This is a genomic window from Thermogemmatispora sp., from assembly GCF_019683635.1.
Taxonomy (GTDB): domain Bacteria; phylum Chloroflexota; class Ktedonobacteria; order Ktedonobacterales; family Ktedonobacteraceae; genus Thermogemmatispora.
In genome coordinates this window covers 1-15778 of record NZ_JADGIA010000015.1, presented here as the reverse complement: position 1 = coordinate 15778, position 15778 = coordinate 1, and the positions used below count along the sequence as shown (strand labels likewise).

General features: G+C 59.5%; 15 protein-coding genes. 10 read left to right on the top strand and 5 right to left on the bottom strand.

Going from position 1 to position 15778, the window contains the following annotated elements:
* Window positions 1-63 precede the first annotated feature (63 nt).
* A complete protein-coding gene (locus IRZ31_RS03330; protein ID WP_297149519.1) occupies window positions 64-1035 on the top strand; it encodes a dienelactone hydrolase family protein in 972 nt (323 codons plus the stop codon).
* A gap of 67 nt (window positions 1036-1102) precedes the next feature.
* On the opposite strand, the gene IRZ31_RS03325 is transcribed toward IRZ31_RS03330, so the two are convergent.
* The 4 genes from IRZ31_RS03325 to IRZ31_RS03310 form a co-directional block, all read right to left on the bottom strand.
* Window positions 1103-1624 (bottom strand): hypothetical protein, encoded by a 522-nt coding sequence (locus IRZ31_RS03325; protein ID WP_297149517.1) that lies wholly within the window; start codon window positions 1622-1624, stop codon window positions 1103-1105.
* Window positions 1625-2103: 479 nt separating this feature from the next.
* Entirely contained in the window at window positions 2104-2655 is a 552-nt protein-coding gene (locus tag IRZ31_RS03320; RefSeq protein WP_297149516.1) for a hypothetical protein, read from the bottom strand.
* A 147-nt stretch (window positions 2656-2802) separates the two neighbouring features.
* Complete coding sequence (locus IRZ31_RS03315) at window positions 2803-3186, bottom strand: hypothetical protein (protein WP_297149514.1); 384 nt, start codon at window positions 3184-3186, stop codon at window positions 2803-2805.
* 442 nt (window positions 3187-3628) lie between these two features.
* Window positions 3629-5164, bottom strand: a complete 1536-nt coding sequence (locus tag IRZ31_RS03310) for a hypothetical protein (protein WP_297149512.1) — start codon at window positions 5162-5164, stop codon at window positions 3629-3631.
* 598 nt (window positions 5165-5762) lie between these two features.
* Between IRZ31_RS03310 and IRZ31_RS03305 the strand changes: the two genes are divergently transcribed.
* From IRZ31_RS03305 to IRZ31_RS03265, 9 genes are all read left to right on the top strand, one after another.
* On the top strand, window positions 5763-6254 hold the full coding sequence (locus IRZ31_RS03305; protein ID WP_297149510.1) for a hypothetical protein: 492 nt from the start codon (window positions 5763-5765) through the stop codon (window positions 6252-6254).
* On the top strand, window positions 6244-8400 hold the full coding sequence (locus tag IRZ31_RS03300; protein ID WP_297149509.1) for a hypothetical protein: 2157 nt from the start codon (window positions 6244-6246) through the stop codon (window positions 8398-8400). The genes IRZ31_RS03305 and IRZ31_RS03300 overlap by 11 nt, the downstream gene beginning before the upstream one ends.
* Window positions 8401-8421: 21 nt before the next feature.
* Window positions 8422-9477 carry a hypothetical protein gene (locus IRZ31_RS03295; protein WP_297149507.1) on the top strand — a complete coding sequence of 352 codons (1056 nt, stop codon included), beginning with the start codon at window positions 8422-8424 and terminating at the stop codon, window positions 9475-9477.
* A gap of 72 nt (window positions 9478-9549) precedes the next feature.
* On the top strand, window positions 9550-9840 hold the full coding sequence (locus tag IRZ31_RS03290) for a hypothetical protein (RefSeq protein WP_297149505.1): 291 nt from the start codon (window positions 9550-9552) through the stop codon (window positions 9838-9840).
* A 73-nt stretch (window positions 9841-9913) separates the two neighbouring features.
* A complete protein-coding gene (locus IRZ31_RS03285; protein ID WP_297149503.1) occupies window positions 9914-10510 on the top strand; it encodes a hypothetical protein in 597 nt (198 codons plus the stop codon).
* A gap of 137 nt (window positions 10511-10647) precedes the next feature.
* Window positions 10648-11814: a hypothetical protein gene (locus IRZ31_RS03280; protein WP_297149501.1), complete on the top strand. Its 1167-nt coding sequence runs from the start codon at window positions 10648-10650 to the stop codon at window positions 11812-11814.
* 49 nt (window positions 11815-11863) lie between these two features.
* The gene (locus tag IRZ31_RS03275) at window positions 11864-12259 is read left to right on the top strand and encodes a hypothetical protein (RefSeq protein WP_297149499.1); all 396 of its coding nucleotides are present in this window, start codon (window positions 11864-11866) and stop codon (window positions 12257-12259) included.
* 5 nt (window positions 12260-12264) lie between these two features.
* The gene (locus IRZ31_RS03270; RefSeq protein WP_297149497.1) at window positions 12265-12705 is read left to right on the top strand and encodes a hypothetical protein; all 441 of its coding nucleotides are present in this window, start codon (window positions 12265-12267) and stop codon (window positions 12703-12705) included.
* A 318-nt stretch (window positions 12706-13023) separates the two neighbouring features.
* Entirely contained in the window at window positions 13024-14205 is a 1182-nt protein-coding gene (locus IRZ31_RS03265) for a hypothetical protein (protein ID WP_297149496.1), read from the top strand.
* Between the two features lie 134 nt (window positions 14206-14339).
* On the opposite strand, the gene IRZ31_RS03260 is transcribed toward IRZ31_RS03265, so the two are convergent.
* Entirely contained in the window at window positions 14340-15260 is a 921-nt protein-coding gene (locus IRZ31_RS03260) for an NAD(P)H-binding protein (RefSeq protein ID WP_297149494.1), read from the bottom strand.
* Between the last annotated feature and the right edge of the window lie 518 nt (window positions 15261-15778).

The window sequence follows — 15778 nt, the reverse complement described above, 5'->3', positions numbered from 1 at the left end:
TCAATGCTGCACCGACCAGGTTGCAGGCTGTGAGGTTTTGCAGGTAGAAAGAGAGGAGAAAAGATGGAGAATCGCCTGTTGCGAGAGAAGATCCTGGCACGCCTGGGGAGATTTCCCTCGAAGGTGCCTCTGGAGGCAGTTTTTGAGGAGCCTGTGGATGAGGGCGGATATACACGCACGCGCGTCACCTACATGGTCGAGCCGGGCGAGATCATGCCAGCCTGGTTGCTACGCCCGCAGGGGGAGAAGCCTAAAAAGGGCTGGCCGGCGATTCTGGCCATTCATCGCGATAGCGAGCAATGTGAGCTGGGAAAAGGAGAAGTAGCAGGGATCTCCGGCGACCCAATGTATCATTATGGGCGAGAGATTTGCCTGCGTGGCTATGTGGTATTGTGCCCCGATCTTCTCTGCTATGAGGAACGTCGCCCTCCGGAAGAGATCCGTCGACGGCGGACGGCGCTGATGGGCGAAAATTATGAGCGCTTTGAGTTTACGAAGCGCTTGCAGAAAGGTTCATCGCTGCAGGCGAAGTATTTGCACGACCTGGCTTGCAGCCTGGATCTTCTCGGCTCGCTCCCGGAAGTAGACAAGCAGAATCTGGGGGTGATTGGGCATTCGCTGGGCGGACTTGAGGCGCTCTGGTTGGCCTGGTACGATGCCAGAGTGATGGCCGGGGTGGCATCCTGCGGGCTGACATTGCTGAAGTCGCTGCTGCGCGATGGCCTCAGCCAGCCTCTGGTGAACTGCATTCCAGGCCTGCTCGATGTGGCCGATATGGATGACTTGCTTGGGTCGCTGGCTCCAACACCGTTCATGATGGTTGGCGGCGAACAGGACCCGCTGCTTCCAATCGATGGTTTCTATTTTATGGTGAACTATGCGCAGAGTATTTATATTCAGCTAGGAGTCCCGGAGCGCTTTCGCTATCTGGTGTTCCAGGGCGGCCATGCCTTTCCTTCCGAGGCCCGCGAGGCGGCCTATCTGTTTTTAGACCGCTGGTTGAAACCGCTGCCACCGGGCGGGCTGCTGCCCTGAGCAGACCGCTTCTGACAGGAGGAGGGGAAGAGAAAGGCACCGTCGTGCTAGACCAGTTAAAGCAGGCTTAGGATAGGCGCCGAAGCTGGATGAAATAGAGGAGAACCAGCAAGGGAGGCAGTACAGCCAGGAGAAGAAAACCCAGGAAGATCCAGCCGTTGAGGCCACTGATGGCTCCCTGGATAAACATCCAGGAGAGATAAGCCAGGAGGGCGCTGAGACAGAGCTTTAGCCCAGCTAGAAGCAAACGTCCCAGTCGATAGCGGCGCTCGACCCGCTGGGGAGCGGTTATCAGGGGGTAGTGGAAAGCCTGTAAGCAACGACTGAGCAAGCTGAGCAGCCCGTAAAGAGCCAGGGCCAGCAGGAAGAAGAGGGCGAGAATCCACTTGCTGCCGTTGAGATCGGGATGAATGGAACCGCTAAGGCTGTAGTGGATAGGGATAGTCCTGGGAAGGAAGAGAAGACCCCAGCCGCTGAGAACGGCTATAAGCAGGAGCAGGAGCAGAGTGATCAGTTCCAGGCGCCGTTCGAGCACGGTTGGCGCTAAGCGCAGCGAAGATCGAAATCTACTCGTGGAGCTGCTAAGCATGGCTCTGACCTCCTTCCTTCCCTGGTCTTTCTGCCAGGCACTGGGCAGGACAACACCTCGGTCCTTCTGTAATAGAACGAGGGAACCAGGCTTTCTTCCAAAGGAGAAAGTCCCCCCTCCGTGCAAGAAAGCCAGCAAGAGCCTCTCAGCTCACAAATCTGACCTTGAGGCTCTTTGCTCCTGGATGCGAGTAGCTTGGCAAAACAATCTGGACTTGCCTATCGCCTGCCCACTACTCTGGCTTACCTAGTAGCTGTTCTTAGTCAACGACCCCAGGCTCAAGCCAGGAGCTTGCCCGCAGCCGCATCGGCCCGGGCTTCAGGCTGGTTGACAGCAGCCCACAGCCCCGGAGGACAACAGAGCACCGTGGCCAGGTTGATCTGCCCTTCCCTGACACTATATGGCGAGCATCATCTACGAGCGCCTGCGGAAGTACCCCGGCCATTTCCCTGCGGCAGGCTCATTCCTGCTGGTTCTTGCTAGTCGCCAGCAGTAACGAGGCATAGCAGGACATCGTTTAGCAGACGTCCCCGGAAGTTCGCTACAATAGTATGGCGCACGCTGTCAAGCCTTTCAAGCATCTCACGCGAAATGGCCTGTGGCGGAGCATAAATGACAAGGGCCATGCGATCCTTTTTGAAGCTCAGAACTTCATCAATATGATCTTTCCAATCTTCCCAGTAAACAAGCAATACACTGGCATGTTCGGCACTTCCCAGATCATTAGGAGAGGTGATATCTTTTAGGTTTTGCGGGCTGAAGAGGCGCGAATCAAGCAAGAGGCTGCGAATGCTCTTGGCATTGTCACCCTTCGCCAGGAGAGCGATTTCTTTGAGCGCTAAACCAGACCCCAGCCGGTAGAGGGCAGGTAATACGCCCCGCGCCCACTGGTAGATACCGAGAGCCAGGGCGACCACCGCGGGAATGACAAGAATCCGTCCGATCCAGTCATAGACAGTCAAGGCCACATCCATAATCTGCTCTCTCTCCTCATCTGCTCTTGATCCATCTCGATACAAGACTCGTTTCATCCAGATCCCCCCTGTACCTCTTAGAAGAGAGCTGCTCGATAGGACGACAATACACTTTTACTCTCAATGAGAGCATACCATAAGGCAGAGCCTGGAGCAATCCCACCGCCGTTTCCTTCTGTCGCTACCACAGAGCACGGGGGCAGATCAGCGCAGGCGACGCAGGAGGACGCGCACATGGGTTCCTCCGGGGAGAAGACCCACAGGCACCACTTCGATTAGCTCGTATTTGGCAGCAGCAGCCACAGCGCTAGCGCTGGCTACAGTGCAATCGGCCAGATAAACGACGCCGCTGAAATCGGTGCCAGAGGGAGCGATGAGCAACAGGTCAGCCTCGGGTCGCGGAGGCTGACCGCTGCTGTCGTAGATCTGGGGATCAATGCAGTGCAGGAAACGTACAATGCCTTGTACGAGCCGGTAGCTATAGCTGCCACCGCTGAGCACGACGGCGACAAGGCTGCGCTGCCGTCCTTCATAACTGCGACTAATGAGCTGGAGCAGATGCTGCGCCTTCCGCGCGTCAAGTGGCATAGGTCTATAAGTCTCCTTTCTCTCAAGGCCGCATCAGCCTTGCCCGCCAGGCGAAGCCAGACAATGTGCAGGTAAAATCGGCCCTCAAAGGGGAAGCCGGTGCTCCCGGTCGTCACTTTCGCCTCCGGTCCACCAGGACAGAGAAGCAGGCCCAGGCATGCCGAGGCCGAGAGCTTGGTGAGAGCGAGCAAGTGGATAGCCGCGATGGCGAGCGTCACAGGCCAGGCACTGACGGCTAGCTGGCAAGGGCTGGCTGTGAGCTGACGAGCCGACGACGGCAGGAGGCGCCTGCTTCAGGCGGCGAGGGCCAGGCCGAGACGGGCGAAGTGGGCTAGCATGAGACATGGCCACGGCTCCTTTCTGAAGTGTGTCAAGTCCTGTAAGCAGAGCAGAAAGCAGACAGGAAGCGAGGCTCTGCGCCCAGCAGGCCAAGCGCTGAGGCTCACAGAGATGGCGACTTTCCTCCCGAACCACTGACGGCCCCAGGCCCCTCTCCGCTCTCGTCGAGCTGATCATGCTGACGGCTAATGCGCCCCTTTTCCTCGTGAACATCGATCTCCTCGCCAGCAAACTGGAAGATGAGTCGCATGGCGGTTTCGTCGCTGACCCAGCCCTGGCTTTTGGCGGCGCTGAGGGCCGAGACCAGCATCTGCACGGCGCTGGCCAGGGTAGCATGATCGGTAACTTCGATTTCGGGGAAGATGATGTCATAGTGCCTGTCGACCTCCGGGGACAGTGTGCCAGCGCGATAGGCCTCTTGCAGGACACGGTCGAGAATGGTGCGCAACATGGCACGCATGACAAACTGCCGGCGTTGAAATTTAAGGAGGGTTGGCAGGCCCATCTCAGCGGCAGTAGCCCGATTGCTGTAGCTACCGTCAGCCAGGTAATGCTCCGGCAGCTGAGCGCCAACGGCGATCATCAGCTTGATGGCCCGTCCATCCTCGGCAGCCTCGTTGGCATTGATCTCCGGCTTGATGGCCGACCAGGTCTCAGCCTCGTTGTGAATGATCACGCTGCCCGGCTCCGGCGGATAGCTATATTCCATCTTTTTGCGCTCGATGGTCTTGCGATCAGCCCCCTGCAAACGCACATCCCACAAAAACGCTCCCTTGTACTTGTTGATGCGCACGCGATCGGTCAGCCAGTCCTTGTAACGGCGCAGCCAGGGCAGGAGGGTAGCCAGATCGCTTTTGCCACGCTTAGCGCTGGAGACCTTATTGATGGCGAACTGTACAACCTCTTCGCCCGCCTTGAACCACTGCCCTTCAAGAGAAGCGGCAGACACCACTGGCGTAGCAGCGGCTGAGAGTGCAGCGGTCCGGCCAGGGTCGTTTAGCAGGCTGGCTAAGGGTCCGATGGGCCGGCGATGGAAGCGCAAGGGCTTTTCGATGTCGTCGGGGTCGGTCTCAATCTCATCGATGAGCGAGGGATCAATCTGGCGAATGGTGACCCGTCCATTGTAGGGGTTGACAAAGAAACGGATGAACTGCTCTCCATACAGGGCCAGCTCGGTGCAGAGGGAATAAACACGTGTCTCCATCTGGTTCTCGGGGTCGTGCCAGAAGTCGAGCAGGACGCGCTGAACGCGCGGGTCGCGCGCGGCGATGGTGACGCCCTTTCCCATGACAAAGCTGGTAGTGATTTCAATGATAGCAAAGGCCAGAGGATTGGCATTGTAGGCTTCATAGCACTGGTTATGGAGTTCGAGATAAGTCGAGGGAATAGGGTCCTTCTGATACCAGTTGTCCGAGAGACGGCGCCAGAAGTAGTCTTCCTCCACCCCGCTGGCAAGCCGCCCCCAGTACCAGTCTTCTTGCGCGGGACTGGAGGCAAAGGTGGTAGGATTGAGTTGCTCACTGACACGGTTGAGAACCGGGGGCTGGCCGGTAGCAGAGACGGCCAAGGCGCTGGAGCGCTGAGTTGAGGAAGCGCGTCGGTTGGGAAGCCAGCCGGGGAAAGAGAAGCGAGGTGGCATGTGGGACCTCCTCTTGAGGCGATGATGGCAGACAATAGAGATCTGCCCAAGCAACAGAGCAGGACGCTTTGTCTGATGCGGAGACAAGAAGCGAGATGCGGCACGGCCAGGGACACGAAGGCAGCAGTCTCCCAAGCCGTGCGCAGTAGGCGAGGATGTGGCAGGTGGCAAACTGCCAGCTAAGCCAAGTATAGAGTATGGCAAGCAACCTGTCAAGAAGAGAGGGCGAGGCAGTGAAACAGCCGGTCAGGAATAGGCTTGACTTCTCCCTAAGCCTCAGTTATACTTGTCACTTGGTAAGCTTTTCTCGCTTGCCGCCACACGATGCAACCACGAAACGGCCTCCGGCGTGCCCCTTCACGTCCCGGCAAGGCAACGGTGAGTGTGCCCTCTCGCGCCCACCCATGATCTGTCCTTTCTCGAGTGTGCCTGCAAAGCAGCACTCACCCCACCTTCGCGGCTGCATCGCTGATTTCTTCTCTGTCACCACTTCTGGCGGCTCTCTGCTCGCTGGCAGAGCAGCCCGCCCAATTCTGTCCACCTCCTACGTCTGTGGACTTGTCTACCCTGCCACAGCGAGGAAGGAAGGAGACCCTCCATGACCGATGATCAGCTCCCCGCTTTTCGTTTCCCTCGGCTCGCGCCAGATACGCCTGGCTTGCCCGCGCTGACGCTCCCTGATCCCGAGAAAGCCGACCCTTCCGCTCTCTTCTTCGCGCAGCCGGCTTCCGCTCCCCTCGATCTGCCCCCTACCAATCAGCCCGATCCACCTTTGCCCACGCTGCTAGAGCCGTTGCTTCCCCCTAATCTCCTGCGCTTTCCCGCCAGCGAGCACTCCCTGGGACAGACAGAGATCGCTCCTACTCTGGGCGAATCACCAGCCACCCTTGCCCCCGAAATAGCCGCCCAGGTTGAGCGTAGTGCCGATGCCCGGTCACTGCCTCCCACCCTGCACTACGATGAGACGCGCACTACCCAGGCCGGCATGACTCACCGCTTGCGCCACCTGGCATCGCTGTTGCTAGCGCTCAGCGAAGGGCCTGAAGGGTCGCCTCCCTGGGACAGCCAGGAGGCTCTCCATGAGCGCTGAGCACCCCATGCTTCCCCACATGGCCGGCATGAGCCATGCCGAAATAGAGCCGAGCGCCAACACCAACCCTGCTCAGCCCGCGGAGCGCATCCGCATCGAGGGATTCATTCGCGAAGGGCAGACTTTTCCACAGGATGAGCAGCGCGATGTCCTGGTCACCGTCATTCGTGGTGGAGCCAGCCTTAATGGTTACTACTATAATGAGGCCATCCTCCAACGCCTCGCCGCCCTGCTCGACAACGCTCACGCCTACGTCGACCACGCCCGTAGCGACGGCGAGAGCGTTGCTCGCTCCGTGCGCGACATCGCCGGCTTTTACCGTGCTCCGCGCTATGTACCACCCCCTCCCGGCGAGCATGGGCGCGTCGACGCCACCCTGCACATTCTTGAATCCGCCGACTGGCTCTGGCGCCTGATCCGTGAAGCCTGTGCCCTGGGTCAGCCGGGCCTGATTGGCCTCTCCATCGACATCTACGGCACCTGGCAGCTGCGCGAGAGCCAGGATGGGGCCCGCCCTTTACGCGAAGTGGTCAGCATCAGCGCACTCAACTCGTGCGATATCGTCACTCGTCCCAGCGCCGGTGGCAGCATCCGCCGCATCCTTCACGACTATTGTCCTTCTCACGAGGCTACCCCCCTCTCAAACACGTCGTCAGCCATCACCCTCCAGAGAGGTCACCACATGAGCGACACCACCACCCCAATCAACTCCCCAGCTCCCGGGCAGACCAGCACCCCCCAAAACCAGCTTGAGCTGCCTGGCTCCATCCGCGAGCAGGAGCAGACCACCTGCCCCACTCCCTCGTTTGACGCCCTGTTGCAAGAATTACGTCTTGAGCGCGCCCGCCTCACCCTGGAGCGACGCCTACAGGAGGTTCACCTGCCTGAAGCTGTCAAGCAGCACCTTCGCCGCCGCTACGAGGGGCGCATCTTCGAGGTCGCCGAATTAGATGAGGCCATCGCCGAACAACGCAGCATGCTAGCTGAGCTGGCCGCTGTCGGCCTCGTGCGTGATCACGGGTACGCCCGTCCCGAGATCGGCGAGCAAATCACCGAGGCCGAAAAAATTCAGGCCGCCTTCGATCGCATGTTCGAGCTGGAGATCGATACCAGTCGCCTCGGCAACATCCGCGGCTTTACCAGCATCCGCGAAGCCTACGCCCGTGTCACCGGCGACCCGAGCGTCAGCGGCTTCTCTGAGCGGAGCCTGCTCGGTCAGATCCGTATCGGAGAGCACGCCCCGCTGACGCGCATCAGCGAGGGCGATACAACCACCGCCTCCTTCAGCTACCTGCTGGGCACCTCCATGAACAAGCGCCTCCTCAAAGACTACCAGGCCTGGCCAGCAGAGTGGCAAAAATTCTGCACCATTGTGCCCATCAGGGACTTTAAGCAACAGACACGCGTGCGCCTGGGAGCCTTTGGCAGCCTCTCGACTGTGGCCGAAGATAGCGCCTATACCACTCTCAGCCTGACTGATACCGCCGCTACCTATGTCCCCATGAAGCGCGGTAACCTGGTTACCATCTCGCGCGAAACCATCATCAATGATGACTTGATGGCCATTCGCCAAATTCCTACCAAGCTGGCCGTTGCTGCCGCCTATACCCTGGCCGAATTCGTCTACGGTTTCCTCTCGGGCAACCCCAGCATTTACGACGGTTCCCCACTCTTTACAACGGGCAACCCGCATAACAACCTCGGCAACGCAGCCCTCTCGACTGCCGCTATGCAGATCGGGGTTACCGCCATGCGCGAACAGACCAATTTCGCCGGCAAGCGTATCGGACTGCGCCCGCGCTACCTGGTTGTCCCCCCCGAGCTGGAATGGAGCGCCATGATCGCCACACGCTCGGCGGGCATCCCCGGCTCGCCGAACAATGACATCAACCCCATGATGGGCTATGTCACCCCCATCGTCTCGCCTCAGCTCACCAGCCCAACGCAGTGGTTCCTGGTAGCCGATCCGCGCGAAGTCGATACCATTGAAATTGGCTTCGTTGGTGGCCAGGTCAATCCCGTGCTCTTCATCCAGGACCAGCCCCTCTACGGCCTGAACTTTACGCAGGACGTCATCTCGTACAAGATCCGCCATGAATACGGCGGCGCCGTCGTCGACTATCGCGGTCTCTATCGCGGCATCTAGGCAGACAGGAGGCAGGACCCTATGTCAGGCTACCTCAACAGCGACGGCTCGTTGCTGATCGGGGGCTTGAATCCCACCGGTCTGGGCCAGGCCCTGCAGCTCGACGCCCAGGGTAATCTGAAAACGACTGCTACCCTCAACGCCGCTGCCGAGCAGAACGTCAACCTGAACCAGCTGAACGGCGTCGCTCCCCAGGCCGATGGCGCCGGCGCCAACCGCCTTGGCGTGAGTCTCTACGGCAAAAACAGCGCACCAGGCGATACCCCTATCCTGCTCGACAGTGCGGGACGCCAGATCGTTAACATTAACAGTTTGCCAGCCCTACCCTCTGGCAGCAATCTGATCGGTCAGGTTAGACTGGCCGATGGCAACGGCAGCAATCTACTGGCTATCGATGGCAACGGGCGCCTACAACTGGTGCCCAACCAGACCATCAATGTCGCCCAGATCGGCGGCATAGCCCCGGGTCTGGACAGCAGCAATGAACTCCGCGTCTCCAATTACGGCAAGAGCAGCAGTGCTGGTGATACCCCTATCCTGCTCGATAGCGCCGGGCGTACCCAGGTCAATATCGCTCAGTGGAACGGCGCCGCGCCCAGCGTCAGTAACCCGGTCTTTGTACGCCAGCAGTTCAACGAGTGGTTAGGCAACGGCCAGGGCTATAGCGTCACTACCGGCAAGCAAACCAGCACGGCCACAGCCACCACCGGGCTTAGCCTTTTCAATCCGAGCAGCTCCGGTAAAACACTACTGGTCTTCTCCGCACGTGTGGCCGAGGCCGCTTCGAGCTGGCACCAGCTCAACCTGACCAGCAGCGACCCAGCCCTTGGTACTACCCTCACACCGCTCAACCTCAAGGCCGGCGGCCCCGCCAGCGTGGCCAGCGCCAGCATGAGCAATAACAATCTTACGCCAGTGGGCAGCCAGATCGATACCCTGCTACTGGTCTCCAACACCACCATCGACTTCCTCAGCAACGGCACTCTGATCATCTTGCCGCCAGGCAACGGCCTGGCCCTCTACGTGGCAACAAGCAGCAACAGCTGGGCTGCCGTGCTGAAATGGCTCGAAATCTAGCTGGCACTCACGGTTAGCCTCAGCAGCTGATAGCAGCAGATCTCATAGCGGAGAAAGGAGCAAACGTACACCATGATGGATATCCTCGAATTCGCCTACGGACGCTACAACGGTGGCAGCACAGTGCCGGCGGGTAGCTACTTCAATCCGCGCACCATGTGCATCTTCCAAACGACCAGCGATGCAGTGCTCCCCCAGGACGGCATTTTCTGCCGCGTTGACCCCTCGGGCAGCCAGACCTTTGCCAGCATCGCCGCGGCCTTCAACGCCTTGCTCGGTACAAGCTACACGGCGGCGAGCTTCCACGCCTGCGGCACTCCCGACTCGGCTCCACAGCCCGGTCAGGGAGCCAATGATGCCTAGCCTTCCACTCATCTGAAGGCAGCGCTGTCCACAGGCGTCTGGCTCACCCCAGAAAGAGAGCAGAAGAAACGCTATGGGAGTAACCATCAGACGCGGCATCATCCAGGCCTTCAACCCAGGCACGTATCAGGCTTCGGTGTTGCTCTTTGAAGCCACTTCCCATATGCTCCAAGGCGTGCCGGTAGCCAATAGCCTCGACGGGAGCAGCGGCCTGGTCGGAGCCTTGTGCGCCGTGCTCTTCTTCGACGAACACAATCCCCAGGATGCCGTGGTTATTGCCACCTATGCCAACGGTCTCAGCGGTCTACCTACGCCACCCCCAGGCCGCCTAACCCTGGTCAGCGGCGTGCAACAGATCAATAACGTCGCCATCAGCAATGGAGCCACCGCTACCTTCACGCTGGTCGGTGGCAGCAGCGGCATCCCCTCCGGCGCCCTGGCCATCCTGGCCAAAATCTCCTTTAGCGCCAGCAGTCAGCCAGCTCACCTGGACATCGCCCCTCACGGCGGCAACCTTGCCCAGACGGTCACCTGCGGCGACCTGCTCTCCACAACAGCACGCTGGCAGGGTCAGGCTATCCTGCCGCTTGACAGCAATGGGCAGATCGACATCCGGGCCGTAGGAGCAACCTGCACAGTTACACTCACCACCTGTGGCTATATCAGCTAGGAGCCCGGGTTTTGTTCCCCACCGCGTTGCGGGGAGCGACTTCAGTCAGCTGCCGCTTCGCTGAAAGAGGTCCTCCCCGCATGCGGCGCGGGCAGAGGCTACTAAGCGAAAAGTGGCAAGGAGGATTGCCAGACAAAATGAACCTCCTGGACATCGAAAATGCCTTGCGTCTCGATCTCTTCGACCCCACCGGGCCAAATCAGCGCTGGTCGAACGCAGACCTGGAGCGCGCGATCGACAAAGCTGTCATCCGCTACAGTCAGTATTATCCCAATATCGGCTACTGCGATATGAACACACGCCCCTACCAGCGGACTTATCCTTATCCGCAACCGTGGAATCCAGTCTATCCAGTCTGGTGGATTGAACGCATCATCTACCCACTGCAGGCTTACGGCAGCTACTTCCAGCCACCACCAGGCGGCATGAGTGCTAGCCCCGGCAGCAGCGGTGGACTAAGCGCCGGCCTCTATCAATACGCTGTCACCTTCCTGAGCGAGGGTGGCGAGACCACCCCCTCCCCCGTCATCAGTGTCTCGGTGACGAACAACAGTAGTGTCAGCTTGAGCAACATCCCTCTCGGGCCGACGCAGCCCACCTCTGCCAGCAGTGCCTTCCATAACGTCATCGGGCGCAACCTCTACCGCACTCAGGCCGGCGGCAACACACTACTGCTGCTGACTACTCTGGCAGAAAATAGCAGCACCAGCTACCTTGACACGACAGCCGATAGCGTCCTGGCCGGCAGACCACCAGCGCCCACCGTGAACACCAGCGGCGTCATGCTCTGGCCACCCCTGGAGCGCGACTTCGCCGAATATTCCAATCTTTTCGAGAGTAGCACAGCGCTGGCTGCGGGCGGGAATCTCGGTCCCCAGGGCAGTGCTGGTAGCGGGCAGGGTCAGCCCGCCTCTCAGACCCCAAGCTTTACCCTCAAACTCTCCAGCTCAGAGCTGCCTCGTGACAACACCCTGGTCATGCGTGTCTTCTACGCCACCAGGCACCAGCTCGATAGCAGCGGCTCTACTATTCCCGAGATGCATCGCGATCTCATTGTCCTGGGGGCCAGTCTCTACGCTATGGAGGCGTATCAGGTGCCCACGAACGACAACTTCAGCTTTCAGGACGGAGAGCTGCATGACCACCTCGACGACAGCGCTATTCCCCGCGCCTGGCAAGAGGCTATTGCCGCTCGCCGAACCCAGTTCGAGGCCCGCCTCCAGGAGATTCGCAACCAACGCGACTTCGCCAGCGCAGCACGTGTACAGTGGGGCGATATCCCGGCCCGCTGGGCTCGCCTCTAGCACGGGTCCAGCCGCTTGATCGCCCAACGAAGAAGAAGGAGCACCACCCATGCAGGACCTGCTTAGTCTGACCAACCTGCTCATCACTCTGGCACTGATTGCGGGCGCCTTTGTGGCCTACCATCATGGCTTTGCCCGCACCGCCGACGAGGTCAAGGCGCGTGTCATCAGCGCCATGCAGCACGAGATTGATACGCTCAAGGATCGCCTGACAACGCTAGAGAAGGAGAACCTGCGCCTGAGCCAGATTATCGGTACCATCCGCCTGGCTCTGCAGCAGCGCGGCCTCCACGTCACCATCGATGGCGAGCTGGTCAGCATCCACGACCAGAGCGGCTTCTGCACCCAGGCCAGTCGCATCATCGAGAAAGATCCGCCTGCTCAAGCAGCCAGCTCGGGAAACAACCCTATCAGGCCCACACACTGCCGCAATGAGGAGGTCTAGTCTGTATGCCTACCATCGGCGTGGACTGCGAGATTATCCTGGATGGAGTCGGCTACTTCGTGAAGCCAGGTAGCTACCGCATGACGCAGCCGCGCATCCGCCGGGCCAGCGTGCGCGCCGACGGGGGCGAGGGTTACGTCGATCTTGGCCCGGGCCGACGGACCTGGAGCATGACGATCCTCTGCCTCAACGACCTGGTCGGTTACGATGGCCAACCTACCGGCCTGAGCGGCCAGTCCTACCGCGATGCCCTGCGCACAAGCTACCTCTCCTCGACCGGGCGCACCCTCCTCTTTAGCGAGCCAGCAGGCGGGGCGCCTATCGCTGTGCACTTCGACTATTATGCAGAAAGCGCCTGCGATCTGCATACGCAGCAGGTGCCCCTTTCTAGCGGCGCCCCAGGGGGCCTCAGCTATGAGGTGACCATTGAGCTGGTCGAGGCATAGTCGAGGCATAGCCTTTCTGGCAAGGCCCATGCGTGCTTTCTTGACACATAGGGAAATGCATCCTTACACTGAATAAGGATGGATTTATACGCAATCACCGCACATCATAGCGGCCAGGCTCCCGCCAGCGGGAGCTATTTTAACGGCAGAATGGCGGACGCAAGAGAGATAGTTGCAACTTTCGGCGCTACCAACCAGGCCCCCACACGCAGACGGCGGCCACCGCGCCAGAGGCAATCTGGAGCCTGGCTTTTTTGCAGCCCAGCAAGAGGCGCGGCTCTCTTACTGATCGGGCTACTAGCAATCTGGTTGCTCGCTATGGGCAGCGCTGGCCCAGCGCTGGCCGCGAGCAGGGACGGCGGAACACTGAGCAGTAGCCCCAGTTCGGGACCGGCAGGGACAGTGATTACTGTCAGCGGTTCGGGTTGGACTCAGCTGAGTGATGGCAGCCAGGTCGCGCTCGGTTACAGCCAACAGGATTGCTTGCTAGGCTACACACCAGCGAGCAATAGCCAGCCGGGCACGGTAGAGGGCGGTAGCTTCAGCGGCTGGCTGGTCTTGCCAGGTAATCTGGCCCCGGGTACCTACAAAATATGCGCCCTCATTGGGGCCACGCCAACCGTGGCCGGTAGCTATACCCTGCTGTCAAGCGCCTCCCCTACGCTGAGCATCAGCCCAACGCAGGTTACAGCCGGCCAGACCGCTACCGTCACTGGCAGCAATTTCCTGCCCGGAGGGACACAGGTGACGCTGGTCTTGCAGGCTGGTAACACCACCATAAGCCTGGGAAGCGTCACGAGCGATGGACAGGGAAACTTCACGCGCAGCATCACCATTCCCAACGGGCTTTCTGGTTCAGCCCAAATCAAGGCCAGCGCCGGTAGCAGCTCTCCCGCTACCCTGAGCGCCAGCGTCGCTTTTACGATTAACCCCGCGCCCATACCAGTGTCGACCTCGATGCCGCAGGCCACTCCGGCGACAACACCCTCGCCGACGCCAACGCATACCGCAACGCCAACGCCTGCCCGGCCAACGGCCACCGCTGATAACAACACCAATCGGATGCCGGCGATCGCCACCGCCAGCACCAACCCGGGAAGCCAGTCGCAGACAACAGCTCCGGCCAGTCCGACCTCTTCTTTTAGTCACCTGCTACCGGGGCTACTGGGGACTACAGTCGGCGGCTTGCTCCTCTTCGGGCTGCTCGGCGGCTTTGTACAGTACCGCCAGCGGCGCCAGAAGCCGGCAAGTACGCGCTTCAGCGCCCTCAACGAGAGCGAAACGCTCCCGTTGTCGAGCGTGAGGCCAGCCACAAACGGCTTACAGCCTGAGCAGTCCCGGAAGCATGGAGAAGGAGAGCACTCGCTTACTGCAGAGTCACAACAAGAAGAGCAGGCAAGTACCGCTCCCACAGAGGTTTCGCTGGAGGCCCTGATGCGCCAGGTACAAAGCGGCTTGTCAGTCTTGCCAGGCCGCAGCCAGAACACGAATCAAGAGTAGCCAGGCACAGAGGCCGTGGCTGATGAACAGGTTGGAGAAAGGAGGACTGTAGGAACTATGAGAGACATGGGAGATATGGGAGCCGGGGAACCAGTGAAGGGACCAGCTCCTTCTCCCCCTTGTTCAGTCCTCTTTTAGCGATAGTGACGCGCCAGCTCTGAGGCATAACGCCGGCCTATCTCTGCCGCATGGGCCTGTAACCAGTCGGCGAGATGCGTCTGGCCTGTAGGTGCCTCGTGCGAGACCAGAAGATTGGCCATCAGGCCATCGATCTCATCGCGCGTGATCAGGACATCGCCGACAAACAGAGAGAGAAACTGGCCCAGAGCTAAAACCAGAGTCGGCGGCGCCGGCACCAGCCACACACGCCGCCCTAGAATGCGCGCTATTAGTGCGACCATCTCTCTATAGGAGAAGATATCTGGCCCGGCAGCGTCGACAATGACATCCTCGCTCTGTTGCCCCACCCGCACTGTCAAGTCGGCCATATCCTCCACATAAACCGGCTGCAGCTGATAGTCTCCGTTGCCAAAGAGGGCAAAGAGCGGGAAGTGCCTTAGCAGCCAGGCGATATTATTGATCAGAATATCCTCGCGGCCAAAGATCACCGTTGGACGCACAATCGCGTAGGAGAGGCCACTCTGTCTCAAGTCCTGTTCCAACAGAGCCTTGCCACGGAAGTAAGGGAACGGCGAGGAGAGACTTGGATTGCTGATGCTCACGTGGACAATGCGTTCAACGCCGGCTTCCCGCGCCGCTGTGAAGAGACGACGTGTATTCTCGACGGCACGCTCGTAGCTTTGTTGGCCATAAGGGAAACGTATCCAGTAGGTGTTGTAGAGAACACGCGCCCCTTTAAGAGCCTCTCGTAAAAGGGGTGGATTATCAAAGGCCAAAGGAAAGGCCCGCACCTGACCGCTCAAAGGATGGGCACGCTGGGGATGACCAGTGAGAGTGCGCACTTCCTTGCCACTGGCCAGCAAGCGTCGCGCAATGTACTGACCAGTATAGCTAAAGGCACCGGTCACCACATTGATCTCGTTGCCAAGGGTCATGTCACGCTCCATAACAAAGAGATGGACACACCTTTAACCCGTTCCTGGCTGCCGTTCCATCAGACAGGGAAATCCCGCGCTCATCTTCAGGGGCTGCCCCCGGCGACGCCTCCCGAATTGCGTGTCACACTCCAGCAGAAGAGATATATGGCCAGGCATGATATCCAACCTTACCACTTTTGCGTCATGTTCCTGGCATCCCTCGCACCTGCGATGCGCAACTGCTCTGCTAGCGGCACTTCCCGGACCCGATGGCTATAATTGAGACACCACATCACATTACATGGTACTGATATGGGAAGTAAATGTTCCAGTTACACGTGCAGGCTATTGCCATCATGGAAACAGTATACAGCATCAATCTCTATACTGCAATTGATGACATTAGCCCTCTTCCACGCCTCAATAAGGAGCGCTCCGGCTATCCCTGGGGGCCGCAGCGCAGGTTTTTACGAGATGGGATCTATCATATATAGATCCAAATACTTCTATATTTAGACGGAATAATGTAAAGTACG

Bases quoted from the DNA above. Each gene is read 5' to 3' on its own strand.
- IRZ31_RS03305 (WP_297149510.1), top strand. From the start codon at position 5,763: ATGACCGATGATCAGCTCCCCGCTTTTCGTTTCCCTCGGCTCGCGCCA.
- IRZ31_RS03280 (WP_297149501.1), top strand. From the start codon at position 10,648: ATGAACCTCCTGGACATCGAAAATGCCTTGCGTCTCGATCTCTTCGAC.
- IRZ31_RS03320 (WP_297149516.1), bottom strand. From the start codon at position 2,655: ATGAAACGAGTCTTGTATCGAGATGGATCAAGAGCAGATGAGGAGAGA.
- IRZ31_RS03315 (WP_297149514.1), bottom strand. From the start codon at position 3,186: ATGCCACTTGACGCGCGGAAGGCGCAGCATCTGCTCCAGCTCATTAGT.
- IRZ31_RS03265 (WP_297149496.1), top strand. From the start codon at position 13,024: ATGGGCAGCGCTGGCCCAGCGCTGGCCGCGAGCAGGGACGGCGGAACA.
- IRZ31_RS03300 (WP_297149509.1), top strand. From the start codon at position 6,244: ATGAGCGCTGAGCACCCCATGCTTCCCCACATGGCCGGCATGAGCCAT.
- IRZ31_RS03310 (WP_297149512.1), bottom strand. From the start codon at position 5,164: ATGCCACCTCGCTTCTCTTTCCCCGGCTGGCTTCCCAACCGACGCGCT.
- IRZ31_RS03270 (WP_297149497.1), top strand. From the start codon at position 12,265: ATGCCTACCATCGGCGTGGACTGCGAGATTATCCTGGATGGAGTCGGC.
- IRZ31_RS03290 (WP_297149505.1), top strand. From the start codon at position 9,550: ATGATGGATATCCTCGAATTCGCCTACGGACGCTACAACGGTGGCAGC.
- IRZ31_RS03295 (WP_297149507.1), top strand. From the start codon at position 8,422: ATGTCAGGCTACCTCAACAGCGACGGCTCGTTGCTGATCGGGGGCTTG.
- IRZ31_RS03275 (WP_297149499.1), top strand. From the start codon at position 11,864: ATGCAGGACCTGCTTAGTCTGACCAACCTGCTCATCACTCTGGCACTG.
- IRZ31_RS03325 (WP_297149517.1), bottom strand. From the start codon at position 1,624: ATGCTTAGCAGCTCCACGAGTAGATTTCGATCTTCGCTGCGCTTAGCG.
- IRZ31_RS03330 (WP_297149519.1), top strand. From the start codon at position 64: ATGGAGAATCGCCTGTTGCGAGAGAAGATCCTGGCACGCCTGGGGAGA.
- IRZ31_RS03285 (WP_297149503.1), top strand. From the start codon at position 9,914: ATGGGAGTAACCATCAGACGCGGCATCATCCAGGCCTTCAACCCAGGC.
- IRZ31_RS03260 (WP_297149494.1), bottom strand. From the start codon at position 15,260: ATGACCCTTGGCAACGAGATCAATGTGGTGACCGGTGCCTTTAGCTAT.